The organism is Streptomyces corchorusii (assembly GCF_001514055.1).
In the GTDB taxonomy this organism is placed as follows: domain Bacteria; phylum Actinomycetota; class Actinomycetes; order Streptomycetales; family Streptomycetaceae; genus Streptomyces; species Streptomyces olivaceoviridis.
On record NZ_KQ948370.1, the window covers coordinates 31045 to 45461 of the forward strand.

The 14417-nt window shown below is 71.0% G+C and carries 15 protein-coding genes; 12 read left to right on the forward strand and 3 right to left on the reverse strand.

Annotated elements, in window-relative coordinates; all coding sequences use genetic code 11:
- Positions 1–43: 43 nt before the first annotated feature.
- The 7 genes from AQJ11_RS37395 (at position 44) to AQJ11_RS37420 (ending at position 5658) form a co-directional block, all read left to right on the forward strand.
- Complete coding sequence (locus tag AQJ11_RS37395; protein ID WP_059266251.1) at positions 44–973, forward strand: hypothetical protein; 930 nt, start codon at positions 44–46, stop codon at positions 971–973.
- Positions 974–1003: 30 nt separating this feature from the next.
- Positions 1004–1267, forward strand: a complete 264-nt coding sequence (locus AQJ11_RS37400) for a hypothetical protein (RefSeq protein ID WP_059266252.1) — start codon at positions 1004–1006, stop codon at positions 1265–1267.
- A 189-nt stretch (positions 1268–1456) separates the two neighbouring features.
- Positions 1457–2311: a hypothetical protein gene (locus tag AQJ11_RS37405; protein WP_208616711.1), complete on the forward strand. Its 855-nt coding sequence runs from the start codon at positions 1457–1459 to the stop codon at positions 2309–2311.
- A gap of 58 nt (positions 2312–2369) precedes the next feature.
- Complete coding sequence (locus AQJ11_RS37410; protein ID WP_059266254.1) at positions 2370–3356, forward strand: hypothetical protein; 987 nt, start codon at positions 2370–2372, stop codon at positions 3354–3356.
- Entirely contained in the window at positions 3319–4410 is a 1092-nt protein-coding gene (locus tag AQJ11_RS37415) for an adenine nucleotide alpha hydrolase family protein (protein WP_063807726.1), read from the forward strand. Before AQJ11_RS37410 ends, AQJ11_RS37415 begins: the two co-directional genes overlap by 38 nt.
- 1 nt (position 4411) lies before the next feature.
- Positions 4412–4600 (forward strand): DNA cytosine methyltransferase, encoded by a 189-nt coding sequence (locus tag AQJ11_RS51720; protein WP_244218541.1) that lies wholly within the window; start codon positions 4412–4414, stop codon positions 4598–4600.
- A 134-nt stretch (positions 4601–4734) separates the two neighbouring features.
- Positions 4735–5658, forward strand: coding sequence for a DNA cytosine methyltransferase (locus AQJ11_RS37420; protein WP_244218542.1), 924 nt, complete (start codon positions 4735–4737; stop codon positions 5656–5658).
- A gap of 274 nt (positions 5659–5932) precedes the next feature.
- Here the strand turns inward: AQJ11_RS37420 and AQJ11_RS37425 are convergent, their stop codons facing one another.
- The 3 genes from AQJ11_RS37425 to AQJ11_RS37435 form a co-directional block, all read right to left on the reverse strand.
- The gene (locus AQJ11_RS37425; RefSeq protein WP_059266255.1) at positions 5933–6481 is read right to left on the reverse strand and encodes a hypothetical protein; all 549 of its coding nucleotides are present in this window, start codon (positions 6479–6481) and stop codon (positions 5933–5935) included.
- A gap of 187 nt (positions 6482–6668) precedes the next feature.
- On the reverse strand, positions 6669–7382 hold the full coding sequence (locus tag AQJ11_RS37430; protein ID WP_159061751.1) for a hypothetical protein: 714 nt from the start codon (positions 7380–7382) through the stop codon (positions 6669–6671).
- Positions 7379–8815, reverse strand: coding sequence for a hypothetical protein (locus AQJ11_RS37435; RefSeq protein WP_059266256.1), 1437 nt, complete (start codon positions 8813–8815; stop codon positions 7379–7381). Before AQJ11_RS37435 ends, AQJ11_RS37430 begins: the two co-directional genes overlap by 4 nt.
- 751 nt (positions 8816–9566) lie before the next feature.
- On the opposite strand from AQJ11_RS37435, the gene AQJ11_RS37440 reads away from it, so the two are divergent.
- Genes AQJ11_RS37440 through AQJ11_RS37460 form a run of 5 tightly spaced genes read left to right on the forward strand, consistent with a single transcriptional unit; the run spans position 9567 to position 14416 of the window.
- Positions 9567–10454 (forward strand): conjugal transfer protein, encoded by an 888-nt coding sequence (locus AQJ11_RS37440; protein ID WP_244218543.1) that lies wholly within the window; start codon positions 9567–9569, stop codon positions 10452–10454.
- Entirely contained in the window at positions 10451–10792 is a 342-nt protein-coding gene (locus AQJ11_RS37445; protein ID WP_059266258.1) for a hypothetical protein, read from the forward strand. Before AQJ11_RS37440 ends, AQJ11_RS37445 begins: the two co-directional genes overlap by 4 nt.
- Positions 10789–11373, forward strand: coding sequence for a hypothetical protein (locus tag AQJ11_RS37450; RefSeq protein WP_244218544.1), 585 nt, complete (start codon positions 10789–10791; stop codon positions 11371–11373). Before AQJ11_RS37445 ends, AQJ11_RS37450 begins: the two co-directional genes overlap by 4 nt.
- A complete protein-coding gene (locus AQJ11_RS37455) occupies positions 11370–14063 on the forward strand; it encodes an ATP-binding protein (RefSeq protein ID WP_059266260.1) in 2694 nt (897 codons plus the stop codon). The genes AQJ11_RS37450 and AQJ11_RS37455 overlap by 4 nt, the downstream gene beginning before the upstream one ends.
- Entirely contained in the window at positions 14063–14416 is a 354-nt protein-coding gene (locus tag AQJ11_RS37460) for a hypothetical protein (protein ID WP_059266261.1), read from the forward strand. Before AQJ11_RS37455 ends, AQJ11_RS37460 begins: the two co-directional genes overlap by 1 nt.
- The last annotated feature ends 1 nt before the right edge of the window (position 14417 follow it).

Below are 14417 nucleotides of genomic sequence, written 5' to 3' on the forward strand. Positions count from 1 at the left end.
GCAGGCCCTCAGTATAGGGCCGCAGGCAGAACCGGAGAGAGCAATGTCCAAGCCCCTGAACCCGCAGCGCCGCATCGTCGGCGGCCGCGCGGTGGTCAACCGCGACTGGATCCGCGAGTTCACCGGCGCCAGCGCCGGCACCGCGGCCCGCTGGTACAAGATCCGCCTCGAGCAGCCCGAGGAGCACCGCCACCCGGAGAAGGAGCGCATCGACGGCGCGGACTTCTACGACGAGCAGCAGTTCCGCGACTTCTACACGTGGTTCCAGCAGGAGAAGGCGAGCAAGGTCCTCAAGGCCGACCCCGAGCTGTACGAGCTCGACCCGGAGACCGTCGTCTCCATCAACAAGGCAGCGGAGCTGCTGAACTTCAGCGGCGCCTCGGTGATCCGCAAATACCAGCAGGCGAACCCCGGCTACTTCCCGGACTCCGTCGGCGAGGTCGAGGGGCCGACCGGCCGCATGATCCAGGCCTTCCGTGTCGGCGATCTGCAGGACTTCGACCGCAAGCGCACCGGGGACAGGCTCGGCAAGGCTGGCCGCCGTCCCGGGCCGCAGCCCGGCGCGGCCGTCGGCCGGCCCTCCGCCCTCGAGGAGGTTCTCGCGGCCGAGCTGAGCGCCCGCGCTGACGGTGAGCCGCTCACGGCCACGCAGCTCGCCGAGCAGTTCGCCGCCGAGCGCATCGAGCGCGACGGCTACCACCCGGGGCTGGCCGCCGAGCTCAGCGTGCAGTACGGCGGGCCGCAGCGGGCCTGGGAGTACGCCGTCCGCAAGGCCCTCGAGCATCACCCTGCGGCCGCTCCGAACCGCTCGGAAGCCGCCGACCGGCGGGCGGCCATCGCCCTGGCCGCCATGAGCGAGCGCGGCGACGTCCGGGGGCTTGCCGCCGACCTCGCCCGTGAGCACGGCGGCAGCCGCGACGTCTGGGAGCGCGCGGTGAAAGCGGCACGCAATCTCGCCGGCCCCACCGTCTGATCTCCCGCCCCACCAGCCGAAGGACGAGCCATGATGCCCAGCTATCAGCTCCGCGACACCACCACCCGCCAGCTCCTCGCCCGGGATCTGGCCGATTACGCCGCGGCCGAGGCCGCCCTGGACCGCCTCGATGACGAGCTGGAACACGACCTCGCGGCCAACGGCGAAGGCGCCGGACGCATCCGGCTGCGCCTCGACGTCGAGAAGGTCACGGACGGCACCGCAGAGGCCGTCGGACACCACGTGCTCCTCCTCGGCGTCGACGACCCCACCGACTCGCTGCCCGCGCTGTAGCCGACGGAGCTGCCCATGCCCCGCGATACGCCGCCCCGGAAGCCGGTGCCGCGCTCCCACACGCTGCGCCGCGCCGCCGCACGGCTCCAGCGCACCGCCTCCCCTGCCCACCGCCGGGATGCCCGACGCAGCCGGCGGACCGCTGGCTCCGCCATCGAGGAGCTCCTGGGCCGGTACCACGTTCGCCCGTTGCCGTACGAGCAGATGAAGCAGACCGACGTGGCCACCGCGCGCATTCCGATCGCCGCGGACCCGATGCTCGGCGATGTCCTGGTACGCGAGCTCACCATGCCCCTCTCCCTCTCGATCCGTGCGCTCCCGTGGGATGCCCAACCACCCGAGCGGGGCAAGAAGGTGGGGAACTGGCTGCACCGCCACTACGTGCTGGGCAAGCGGGACGTCTACGCCCGGCTGCACCACCGCTACGTACTCTTCGACGATCTCGACGAGGAGACCTGGCAGCTGGTCGGCCCGACCCGGTCCTTGCGCTCGGCCCTGCAGCGGACCGAAGTCGTGAAGGCCGGCCACCTCGACGAACCCGCCCTGCTCGCCACGGTCAACGCCCCGCTGTGGGACGTGGCCCAGCGATGCGCCCGGCTGACCAGCCTGCGCCGCGCCCGCGAGCGCGCGGGCACGTACGACGTCGCAGGCCTCCTTCCGGCACAGACGGTGCAGCAGACGGGTGAGGTGCTCGCCGAAGCCCGGTCCGCTCTCGACAGCCCGATGGGCGACCTGGAGGAACTCGCCCGGCATGTGGTCGATGCAGACGATCACTACCGGGCCTGGAAGGCGCTGCAGGAACTCGCCGGCCGGAGCGACGACTTCGTCGACCTGGCCGTCGCCGACGCCGCCGACCGCCATCAGGCGGCCGCGTGGGGTGGCCACTTCGCGCAGCCCGCGCCACTGCGGCGACGCTCGCAGCCTCCATCGGCGCCACCAGTTCATTCCTTCAGGATCACGGGCTCGCGGTCACCGACTGAAACGGCCTCCGACCTGCACAGCCTCCCAGAGAAGGGGGCTGCACCCCCAAAAAAGAGAGTATAATTGATTTTACGTTTCAGGCGGCAACCTGGAACGGTCACCAGCCAACTCAGGAGCAGACGTGATCACCTCACCTCTCACCCCCGAACATCGCACCGTCTACTGGACGGTGGCGGTCATCGGAAGGTACGGGTCCGTGCACCGGTCGACCGGTCTGCACTCGGCCTCCGCCGTTCGCCAGCAGTTCGACTTCTGGTCCGGGAAGCCGTCGACGACCCGGATGGAGCTCACCGAGCACACGCTCATCCAGGCCCGCACCATCACCACCTTCGAGAACCTGCCGGACGAGGGCGCAGCGACGCCGCTGCCCGACCTCCCGGACGGCGCACACGAGGTGAAGCGCTTCTTCACATTCGCCCGGACTCTTGAGGACGGCTCGCTCACCAGCTTCGGCCCGGCCGTTCTGCCCACCGGCGACGACGTCCGCCGCTTCTACAGCTGGACCGTCAACAACCAGGAGCGCGCCCAGGCCGTCCGCGTCGACATCTCCGCCCTCCGGATCCTCGACATCACGCTCACCCACTACACCCGTGAACTCCAGCTCGCCGACCTCCCGGACGACTACACGGCCTCGCTCGTGGGCCAGCTGGAGATGGAGGGCCTGAACTGGATCCCCGTCCACGAGCACACGGGAACGCATTTGCGCGTCCCCCTCGCCGACGGTTCCGAGATCACCATCAACGGCGCGACCACCGAAGGGCGCGAGGTCAGCTCCCCGCAGACGGTCGACGACCACGGCGGCTGGCTCGCCCTGTGGGGTGACGTAAACGACAGCTCCGTCGAGGTCTACCGCTCCGCTCCGACGGCGAGGTGCTCACCCGGGCCGCGGACACCGCGGCTCTGGCGGCCGCCGTGCTCAAGTGCGCTCGCGAGCACGGTGGTGGGCCCGTCCTCCGGGACGCCGCCCGGCAGCCTCAGGCCTGAGGCGCCTGCAATCCCCTCTCTGTCGGCCGGGCGCGGCAACGCCCGGCCGACAGGTCACCAACTCAACTCACAAGGAGACCTCGCGCATGAGCAGCAGCCTGCAGCTCGGTCTGTTCCCCGCTGAACAAGAAGCCGACCCCATGGCGGACCTCGTCCCGGACGAGGTCGACATCTACATCCTCAATCTCTCGGGCGGGAAGGACGGTCCGCGCGCCGCCGCCCTGGCCCTGGACGCCGCGCGTGCCGCCGGCGTCGAGGACCGGGTCTACACCATCCACGCCAGTCTCGGTCCTCTGGAGTGGCCAGCCGTCACGGTGGACGGCGTCCGCTACCCCGGCAGCAGCGAGCTGGCGGCCCTTCACAGCCGGGCCTTGGGCGTGCCTCCCGAGCGGCACATCGAGGTCCGCCGGACCCGCGAACTGGAGGGCGAGCGTGTCCCCTACGACCTGTTGACCTACATCGCCGAGCGCGGCGACTGGCCGTGGAAGGGCGTGCTCCCCTGCCGCAGCGACTGGAAGACCGGCCTCATCTATGGCGCCTTCACCCCCATGGTCCGCTCCCGCAGGAAGCAGCTTGGCCGTCCGGTGGTCTGCGCGAACGTTCTGGGGATCAGGGCGGATGAGAGCCCGGATCGCAAGAAGCGGCCTGCGCTGCGTACGACGACGGACAACACGGCGCGGGTCGTGCACGAGTGGTCCCCCGCCCACCGGGTGACCACCCAGGAGGTCAAGGACTGGACGGACGAGCAGGGCCTTCCTCACCAGTGGTGCTACGACTCCCAGCCCGGTGCGGGAGATTGGAAGGGCTCCAGCCGCTGCTCCTGCTCGCTGTGCGTCCTCGCCTCCCAGCGGGACCTGCTGCTGGCCGTGCAGCGGCGGCCGCGGCTGGCACAGCTGTACGCCCTCGTCGAGCGGGTGAGGGGCGTGCCCTTCAACCCCAACACCAGCATGGCCGAGTTGATCGAGCGGGCCAGCCGGCCGGGAGCACCCGATCCGGGGGTGGTCATCGAGGACGAGGGGCCCGAGTTCGACGCCCTGGAGAGCGCTGTCGAGGCCGCGCTGAAGAAGCCCGCCAAGCGGGCTCGCTACGTCCGCCCCGGGACTCCGGCGGACGCTCTGCCCGGCAGCTGCGACGGATGCACGGCAGAGAGCCCCACCGCCGCGGACCAGGAGGTGTGACGTGTACACCTCTGGCCACTTGTTCAGTGGAGGCTGGGGCGATGGCCGCGGCTTCATGAACGCGGGATATGCCCCGCGCTTCGGCGCCAACCACAACCCGGCTGCCGTCGCCACCGCGCGTGCCAACGTCCCGGGCCTCTACGTGCGCGAGGCCGCGATCCAGACGATCGACATGCGCACCCTTCCCTAGCGGACGTCCTGGTCGGCTCGCCGATCTGCAGGGAAGCCACCCCTGCAGGCGGCAACTCCAAGGCCCGCGTCCAGGAAGAGTTCGATGTCGGCGACGGCAAGGTGGTCAAGCCGAGCCGGTGGGAGCAGACCCGGATGACGGCGTGGGAGCCCATCCGCTACGCCGACGTCCACGAACCGCTGGCCTACGTCGGGGAGAACGTGCCGGGGTTCGTCACCAACAATCCGAGGATGTTCGACGCCTGGTTGAGGGTGTGGGATGTCCTTGGCCGCTACGGCTATCACCCCACGATCGCCTGCGTGAACTCCGCGCACATCGGCGTCGACACGCCGGACGGCGTCCTCGGCCCGGTCCCCCAGTACCGCGACCGGCTCGTGTGGGTGATGGTCCGCAAAGACCTCGGTGTGGTGCCAGACCTTCGGCCCAGGCCGGACGCGCTCTGCCCGTCGTGCGGCCCGGTCAAGGGCATTCAGCACTGGCCGGGCATCGAGCGCGGCCGCCGGATCGGCGGGTACTTGCGCTGCATGCCCGTCTCCGGGCGACCGTCCACGGCGAAGCAGTCGTACTACTACGTGTGCCCGATGCCGCGCTGCCATGTGCGCGTGGAGCCGGTTATGCGCGGCATTGGCGAGGTTCTCGACCTGGACGTGCGTGGCCGCCGGTTCGGCGACGGACGCCAGGACCGCAAAGCGTTCGAGGCGTACTCGGATGCGGCCCGCGCCCAGGTCGAGGAAGGACACCGGAAATTCGGCGGCAAGCCGTTCATCGTCACTCGCCGCGACCACGGTCGGCCAACCCCGCTCGGCGAGCCGATCGGCACCGTCACTGCGCAGGGCGGTGCCCACCACTACCTCGCGCGCCCCGCCGAGAGCATGGACATCGACGAGTGCGAGTACCGGCCGCTGACCGTGGCGGAGAACGCCCGTGCTCAAGGCTTCCCGGCACACCATGTCTTCGCCGGCAGCGAGGGCGACCAGAAGCTCCAGGTCGGCGATGCCGTGCCCGTCACCGTCGCCACCTGGGCGGCACAGAAAACGCTGGAGGTTCTGCCGGCGTGACGGCAGGACGGTCGAAGTGAGCCGGCCGTGCAGGCACGCGAGAGAGGAGCCCCAGGCGAGGCCTGGGGCTCCTCTCTCGCGGCGGCCAGTTGCCGCCCGGAGCGGCAACGGTCAGCGTCCGAACCGCCGGCGGCAACGGGTTCGCTGCGCCAGTCGGTGGACCAGACGCCGGAGGTCCGCCCACACCGCCCGTCCTTCGAAACCGATCAGCATCCGCACTCCCTGTGGCTGCGCTGTTCGTACCGGCCCGCACCGCCTTGGTCCCTCGCCCCGCTCACCCGCGTCGGACGAGCGGGGCGAGCAGTCCATCACCGGGCCACAGGTCTTGTTCGGCCACGAGGCAGGCGAGGAACACATCGACCTCGGCCAGCACGGCGGCCCGCTCGGCGGACCCATAGACGATGAACTCGCCGGCGGCGGCGTCGAAGGCGCGCACGTGGCTGTTCGGACCGGTGCAGACGAGGGCGCGTGCGATCTCGGGCAGGCCGAGGCTGAGGGCATGGCAGTCCCCGGCTCGGACGAGCTGCAGCAGGTCGATGGTGACGCGCTCCCAGTCGCCGACGGTTGGCCAGTCGGCGCCGCCGTTCAGCTCGTGGGTGAGGGTCGCGAGCGGGATGATCTCGCCCGGCTGGCGTCCTTGGGTGAGAAGGTCGTGGATCCGGGCGCCGTCGGGCTGGAGCACCTGCGGGTGGAGCAGGGTGTCGGCCGCCACGACGGTGGTGTTGATCTCCTGGGTTCCTGGGCCGGGGTAGTACGGCTCTTGCGCGAAAAGCAGATAGACGCCGGTGGTACGGGCAGCCGGAGTGGGTTCGGGCTGGGGCATGAGGAGGTTTCCCTTCAGCGGTGATGGGCCGGGCGTGTGCTGAGAAGTCGAATGGGCTGGCGGCGGACGCCGGGCGGGTAGGTGCCCAAGGGCCGCTCAGGTTCGCGGTGCTGGTCCGCGCCCGTTGTGCCGTCCTGGGCGGTGATGCGCTTCAGGAGTTGGGCGACCTGGTCGGCGAGTTGGAGCATCAGCCGTTCGCGGGCGATGAGATCGGCGGAGGCCGAGCGGGGGTCTGGGTCTGGAGCAGGTCCGCGGCGTCCCACATCAGCTGTTGGCCGATTTCTGCCGAGCGGCGCAGTTCGTAGCGGTCGCTGCCGGCGGCGGTCTGGACGAGCGAGGTGTGCAGGGCGGCGAGGCGCTGCATGTAGCGGACGGAATCGTCGCCTTCGACGCTGCGGACGTTTTCGCGGGCCTGGGCGTCGAGCCGGCCGGGCAGGTGCTCGGCGAGGAGCGGAGCGAGCAGCATCGCCGGGAGGGCGACGTCGACGGGGACGCCGTGGCCGATGGCGAACAGGCCGGCGATCAGGCTGAGGAGGGCGGCCGTGGCGGCGGAGAGCCGCAGGGATCCGGGGACGGCGCCCAGCGCGATGTGCCGGGCGGGGCGCCTGGTCAGCCAGCGCAGGGCCAGCCGCTGGTTACGAGTGGCGGCCGGGGTGAGCACCCCGATCTGGTGGGGGGTCTCGGGCGGGAAGCCGTCGCCGGGGACGGTCCATGCGATCCAGCCCCAGCCGGTGCGTTCGTGGACGAGCACGAGCTCGCACTCGGCCGTGCAGGTGTGGTCGCGGACGTGGCCGGTCCGCAGAGCGCGGGAGCGTTCCTTCTCCCACCGCCTGGGATCGTGGGTGAAAGGACGCGTGTGGTGCGCCGCGGTCGGCGGCCGAGTGTGGAACGTGTCGGTCACGGGCTGCTTCCTTCTGGTTGGTCGGTCAAGGCGGAGGCGCACGTGGTGCAGCGGCCGTCACCGTCGGGGTGGGCGCGCCGGGGGGTGGGGCCTGGGCAGGTGCGGCACGGCGGCCAGCCGAGGCAGGCCGGGCAGAGGTCCTCGCCGGGGGCGTTTCCGGGAACGCCGCAGCCGGCGCATTCGGTAAGGGCCCGGTAGGTGAGGGCCTCGCTCACCGTTCGCGCGGCCGCGGAGCTGGTCGACTGCGGCGGCGGGTCGTCCCAGGCGGGTGTGTCGTGGTGGTCTGCGGCGATGGCGGGCGGCGGGTAGGCCTGAGCGGCACGCAGGCGGGCGGCGATGATCGCGCCGACGGTGGTGCGCACCGGATGCGGCAGGGGCCGGGCTGCGATGACGTGCCGTAGTTGCTCCCGGCTCCAGCCGGCCTCCAGCATCACGGTCACGACGCGGCCTTGGTCGGTCAGCGCCTGCCCGGTCAGCAGCAGTTCGGGGCGGGCCGCCCCGAGTTCGAGCAGCAGCTGGATCCCCGGGTGCACCTCATCCGCCGCGGGCGGGGCCGACGGGGACGTCGGTGTCTCGGGCTGGTCCGTCCGTCCCGGATCGAACGTCGCTTCGTTGCGGCCGCACGGACGGAGGGGTCTGGTGTTCTGCTTGTTGGTCTTCTTTCTGTTGGTGTTCTTAGTGCCGGGATCAGCCAACGTAGGCTCAGCCAATCTTGGAAAACCCGACTCTGGTTGCGACCTGGGGTTTTGCAGAGCGGGCAGGTCGGTGATGAAGTACAGCGCCTGGCCGAGCGTGCCGTTGGTGTTCCGCTCGCGGGTGCGGTAGAGGAATCCGTGCCGCTCCAGCTGCTTCAGCCCCGTGGTGACCGCGTCGACGCCTTCGCGGCCGCGCCGCACCAGTTCGGCGACGGTGACCTGCCAGCCGTCCCGGTGCGTGCTGATGTACCCGAAGAGGCCCTTCGCTTTGAAGGACAGCCTCGAGTCGCGGAAGAGGCCGTTGGCGATCTGGGTGAACTGGTCGGCCGCCATAACCCCGCGCCGGATCCCCGCGCCGAAGCCGGTCTCGTGTTCGTCTTCGATCGTGAGGGTGGAGGTGGCTTCCAGGAGGGCGACGTCGAGGGTGGCGGGGCGGTCGGTGATCGAGTAGACGACCTCGCCGAGCGTTCCATTGGGGCGACGCAGGCGTTCGCGGATGAGGTAGCCGTACCGTTCCAATTCCTTCAGGCCGGCGCGTACCGCCTCCCGCCCGTCGGGGCCGACGGCGACCAGCTGGTCGAGGGTGACCTGCCAGCCGTCCCGGTGGGTGCTGACGTACCCGAAGATTCCCTTCGCCTTGTAGGACAACCGGCTGTCGCGGAACAGGCCGTTGGCGATCTGGGTGAACTGGTCGGCCGCCATCACGCCCCGGCGGACCCCTGACCCGAAGCGGCTCACCACCGTGCTCCCGACGCGGCCCGTGCGCGGCGGCCAGGGCAGTGTGCCGCGCCCGCCGAGGCGGGGCGGTCGTCTGTCCTGGGTGCGCGGGCGTGCGTGTGATCCATGCGGTCAGCTCACCCGCCGACCCCGACCAGGCTGACGGCCATGAGCCCCGACCATCGGTCACGATCCGGCAACGGAAGACGTCTAGCTGCCGTGGTCGGGCCTGTGGTCGGGCCGACCACGCCCCCGTCAGCCCGGGTGCGCAGTGGTTGCGCAGCCGACTGCGCAGCCTCGGAGGGACGTTGCGCAATCGGGCTGCGCATCCGGTCGAGGGTCCTGCGCAGTGGACTGTGCGGTGCGGCTGCGCAGTTGGCTCCATGGCTTGCTGATCTTCTCTTGCACAGGCGCGGGTTACGCGGTGCGCAGGCGTACAGCGGGGTCCGATCGGCGTGGGTCTGCGCATTGCGGTGGGGGGCGATGCCGAGCGGCGCGTGGTCGTCCAGCAGGTGTCGGCCCGGGGGGCCGTGTGCCGGATTCGATGTCCTGTCCTCGGTGCCCGGCTGGGCCGTGGTCGGGCCTGTGGTCGGGCCGACCATGACCCCGACCATGGACTTCGTGTCCCCATCGTGACCTTGGTCGGGGTCTGGTGGTCGGTGGTCGGGTCGGGGTCGGCGGGTTTTCTCAAGGTCAGCAACATCCGTTCTGACCTGGGAGTTTGACCATGTCTCCTGGCACGCAGGCCTCACAGAGCGAGGCTGCTGCTCCGATGGCGGCCGGCGCCCGGCTGGAGTCGATGCGGCGCCGCGTACGCCTCTCGCGTCTGGCGGTGCTGACCGCCATCGCGGCCGGCCCCGTCGCCCTGTGCGTCGCCGTCGCCTCCACCCCGACCACGGTCCAGGCGGCTACCCCGGCCAAGCCGACCGCCGTGCGCACCGCGGCGGCCGCGGCCAACCCGGGCGGCTATGCACAGCTGTTCGTCAGCGCCTGGTTGCGCAGCAGCGCCGACGATGCGACGAGTGCGCAGGCGCGGCTTGCGCAGTCGATGGCTCCGGGTGTCGAGCTGCCGGACCCGGCTGCGGGTGCGCAGTCGAAGCCTCAGTCGGTGACGGCGGTGCGCACTGCGCAGCGCGGCGGCGGCGCGTGGTCGGTGACGGTGGCTGCGCAGTACGCCGACCAATCGGTGCGGTACTACGCCGTGCGGGTGGTCTCCGACGGCGCGGGTGCTTCGTTCGCGGTGACCGGTGCGCCGGGCGTGGTGGCCGGTCCGGTCCGCGCGTCGGTGCCGAAGTCGCCGTACGGCGTGACCCTCCCGGAGGGGGATCTGTCCTCCGCAGTTGGGGAGTTCCTCGCCGCCTACCTGACGGGTGCCGGAGAGGTCGACCGCTACCTCGCGCCCGGCGTGGCCCTGGCGCCGGTCTCTCCCGCCCCGTACTCGGCGGTGTCCGTCGAGCAGGTGTCCGCCGTCGAGGAAACTGCGGCCGCCGAGCAGATGCCGGCCGACGGCACGACGGTGCATGTCCTCGCACTGGTGGAAGCCCGGGATGCCGACGGCCGGTGGCCGCTGGCGTACGAGCTCGCGCTCAAGGCCCGCTCGGGCCGGTGGGAAATCGCGGCGCTTCAGTCCGGGACTGCCCAGAACGGGGGTGCGCGATGACCACGGTGCACAGCTCCATGCTCGCCGGGAAGCTGGACGCCCTGGGCGACTCGTGGCTCGACATGTTCAAGGACTGGGCGACCAAGGGTCTACAGACGGGCCTGATCTTCCTCGTCGTCGTGATCATGATTCAGAAGTTCAGTCTCAAGGCCGGCATTGGGGCCTTGCTGCTGATGATCATCGCGCTCGGGCTGTACAACTCCCGCGACAGTCTCGCGAGCATGTTCGAGGACGAAGTGAAGAACCCGTCCAAGGGCGCACCCGCCGTCCCCGGCATCGTCCAGTCCGAACTCCCCACCTCACGTGACCACTCCCAGGGCGTCGGAGGTTGGCTGTGAATGCGGCAGCCACGGCGCGGATGGGCCGCTTCTACACTGCCGCCCGCCGTCACCCCTGGGTGCTGGGCAAGGTCGCCGACTGGAAGATCCCGCTCGGCCCCTACACGCCCGCGCAGATCGCGCTCGCCGTCGGCGGTGGTTTCCTGCTGATCAAGACCATCAGCTGGTGGTCGTGGATGTTCCCGCTGCCCATCGTCGCCTGGGTGCTGGCCATCTGGGCGGTGCGCCGGCCGAAGATCCGCGGCCGTGCGCCGATGCAGGCCGCTTTGGGCTGGGTGCTGCTGTGCTGGCAGCCCCGGGGAGGGCGGATCGGCGGCCGGGCCGCCCGCGACCTCGCTCCCCACCCGCTGCTCGGCGGCTTCACCATCGAGGACGCGCCCGCACACGGCGGCCTCGCTGCACAAGTCGCGCCCTCCCGCGCAGTTCAGCGACGTCCAGCCTGGGCGCCGCACCCGAGTCCGGCCCCAGCGCGCCCGTCCGTGCCCAGCCGCCCGCAGCCGGTTGCTGCTGCGGTGGCAGCGGGTCCGGTGTCGGGTGTGCAGCAGTTGCTCGCGCTCGCCCAGCAAGGGGGTGCGCGATGAGAGTCCCTATCCGTCACATCGCCGGGCACCTGGTGTGGTCGACTCAGGGCAGCGTGTGGGCCGTCTACCGCCTTCACCCCGGCCCGGACGCGCAGGGACAGCGCGAGGAGACCGTCCAGGGCACGTACGTGCCGGCTGCGGTCCGCGACGAACAGCTCGCCAAGATCACACATCTGGTGCGGTCGCTGTCCGGGGCACCGCGGCTGTTCGGTCTGTGCGCACAGGTAGACCCGGGCGAGATCGCCCTCAAGATGATCGAGGGCATCGAGCCGGCTGAACAGGCACCCGGTGCGGGTCGGCACCCGTGGGTGGAGAACGTCGAGGCCACCTTGGATCTGCTGGACGACCAGGAGATGCACCGCCGCACCCTGTGGCTGGCCGTGCCTCTGCAGACCGAGGCAGGCGGCCTGCAGATGGCGGCCACACTTGGTGCGGCGTGGGCCGAGGTCGCGCCGATGCTGGGCATGCGTCCGGCACCGGTGGCACGGCGTGAGGTGACCGCCTACCGCGAGCAGGCCTCCAGGGTCGAGGCCGCGCTCGCCGGCGGGATCGCCTTCCGCCCGGCCCGCCCGGCGGAGATCGTGTGGGTGATCCAGCACGCCCTCCACCGCGGCCTCGCCGAGCCGCTGCTGACCGAGGCGGAGGCCAGCGACCTGTACGGCGGGCAGATCCGGGACGGCGTGCTGCGCTCCCCCAGCTACGCCGACCTCGGCCAGGTCCGCCTGCAAGAAGGCGGCATCGACCCCGAACTCGACGACGTCGACGAACTCAAGAGCACGGACCACATCACACGGTCGGGGCGCAAAGCCTGGTGGCGAGTGAACACCGGCTCGCCGCTGGGCCGGCGCTGGCTGCAGGTCGAGTCCGACGCAGGCGTGGGCTACCAGACGCAGCTGGCGCTGGCGGAGTGCCCGCCCGCGGTCAGCCAGGACGCCGCCGACCTGTTCGCCCAGCTGGAGACGCTCGACTTCCCGGTCGACTACACCGTCGACCTCACCCTCGTGCCTGCGGAGAAGGCCCGCGACCAGGTGCGCCGCAAGAAGAACGAGCTGATCGACCAGGCCGACCAGTACGACGCGCGCCCGACCGGCATGCCGGCCTCGCTCACCGAGGCCGCCCGGGACCTGGGCGAGCTGGATGCCCGCCTGTCCCGCACATCCGTGGAGGTCGAGGTCCAGTCGGTGACCGTGCTGACGGTGTGGGGGCCGACCGCCGCCATCTGCGACGCAAGGGCACGGGCGCTGGCCGCGCTGCTCGCGGGCGCCGACTACCGCGCCGTGCGCCCGGCCGGCCTGCAGGAGGCCCTGTTCACCCTAGGGCTACCCGGCACAGTATGGCCCGGCATCGCACGCGAGTTCACCCAGCACCAGGTCAGCGAGGACTGGGCGCTGTCCGGGGCCTTCACTGCGGCCGAGGTCGGCGACCCGAACGGAATGTTCCTCGGCATCGACCTGGACTGCGGCACCACCCGCCCCGTCATGATCAACGTGGCCGATGCGCCCAAGGTCGACGCATCGGCGTCCATGGGGATCGTCGGGGACCTCGGCGCAGGCAAGAGCGTGCTGCAGAAGCTGATCGCAGAAGCGGTATGGGCGCGCGGCGGCTGCGCGATCTGCATCGACCGCACCCCTGTACGCGAATGGGCCACCTTCGCCCGCACCGCCGCCAAAGGCCGTGTCCAGATCATCGACGCCGCTCAGGCCGAGGTGTCCATCGATCCCCTTCGGATGTTCGACGGGCCCGAAGGCCGCCACTACGCCCTGTCCTACCTCACCCTGCAACTCGGCATCGGTCCGATGAGCACCAGCGGCGAAGTTCTCCACCACGCTGTCGAACAGGCAGCCCTTAGCGACGCCCCCTCCATGTACCGCGTCCTTGAGGTCCTCGAAGAGATGGCCACGCACGAGACGGGCAAACGGCAGGACGCGGCCGCCACCCTCGCCGGCCTCATCCGCGTGGTCGCCACCAGCCCCCTGGCCCGCATGGTCTTCGACCCGAGCCTGCCGCCGGTACGGCTGGACGCCTCCAGCACCTCCGACATGATCGTGATCACGACGACCGGTCTGAAGCTGCCGCCCAAAGCCGCGTTCGACAAGCCCGAGGTCCTGCACCAGCAGCCGCTGGAGGCGCTGATCGGCCGCGCGGTGCTCTACCTGATCGCCGCCATCGCCCGGCAGACCGCGTTCGAGGACCCCGAGCGGTTCACCGCAGTGGTCCTGGACGAGCTGTACTGGCTCACCAGCTCTGCCGAGGGCACCGCCCTCGTCCACGAGATCCTCCACGACGGCCGCAAGCACGGCGCCGGCCTCATCGCCGGATCCCACAACGCCGACGAACTCGGGCCGGACCGCGGGCTGATGGCCTACCGGGCACTCGCCCGCACCGCCGACCGTGAACGGGCCCGCCGCGGACTGGAGTTCATCGGGCTCGACCCGAACGACGACGAGTTGGTGCGGCTGGTGACTACCGGCCTGTCCCCGGTCGGCCACAAGGGCCGGGAGGGCGAGTTCCTGCTGACCTGCCCGCGGCAGAACACCGGCCGCATCAAGGTCTCCATCCCCCGCATCCCACGCATCACCACCTCCATCACCACCACCCCAGGACGCCGCCCGGGCAGCACCTCGGCCTCCCTTCCTGAACCACCACTCGCCGGCGACACCGCGGGGGGACCTACGGAGGAGCACATCTGATGACCACATCTTGCTGGAACCGCTCCCGAAGCGTCGCCGCATCCGCGGGCGTCCTCACGGTGATCGCAGCTGCCGCTGGCGCGGTCATCCTCGCTCTCGGGGTGGGCGTGCCGGACATGTGGTGGCCGCACACCGGTAAGGCCTTCGCCGCCGACACCCGCGCCACGCACCAAGACCTCTGCGCCCGGATCATCGGGCCTGCCAAGAGGTACTGCGAGTGGGGTGCCACGACCACCGCGGCCACCAAGCGGGACGTGGCCGGTGGCGTGTGGAGGCTGGGGACGGCCGGTGCCGGTGTGGCTGCCCTGGTCGTGTGGCGGCGGCGGTCGGCCGCTGGGCAGAGGCGGCGCTGAA

What these genes read in the sequence shown, in the direction of transcription:
- AQJ11_RS37395 (WP_059266251.1), top strand. Translation starts at nt 44, where the DNA reads ATGTCCAAGCCCCTGAACCCGCAGCGCCGCATCGTCGGCGGCCGCGCG.
- AQJ11_RS37400 (WP_059266252.1), top strand. Translation starts at nt 1,004, where the DNA reads ATGATGCCCAGCTATCAGCTCCGCGACACCACCACCCGCCAGCTCCTC.
- AQJ11_RS37415 (WP_063807726.1), top strand. Translation starts at nt 3,319, where the DNA reads ATGAGCAGCAGCCTGCAGCTCGGTCTGTTCCCCGCTGAACAAGAAGCC.
- AQJ11_RS37420 (WP_244218542.1), top strand. Translation starts at nt 4,735, where the DNA reads ATGACGGCGTGGGAGCCCATCCGCTACGCCGACGTCCACGAACCGCTG.
- AQJ11_RS37425 (WP_059266255.1), bottom strand. Translation starts at nt 6,481, where the DNA reads ATGCCCCAGCCCGAACCCACTCCGGCTGCCCGTACCACCGGCGTCTAT.
- AQJ11_RS37440 (WP_244218543.1), top strand. Translation starts at nt 9,567, where the DNA reads ATGGCGGCCGGCGCCCGGCTGGAGTCGATGCGGCGCCGCGTACGCCTC.
- AQJ11_RS37445 (WP_059266258.1), top strand. Translation starts at nt 10,451, where the DNA reads ATGACCACGGTGCACAGCTCCATGCTCGCCGGGAAGCTGGACGCCCTG.
- AQJ11_RS37455 (WP_059266260.1), top strand. Translation starts at nt 11,370, where the DNA reads ATGAGAGTCCCTATCCGTCACATCGCCGGGCACCTGGTGTGGTCGACT.
- AQJ11_RS37460 (WP_059266261.1), top strand. Translation starts at nt 14,063, where the DNA reads ATGACCACATCTTGCTGGAACCGCTCCCGAAGCGTCGCCGCATCCGCG.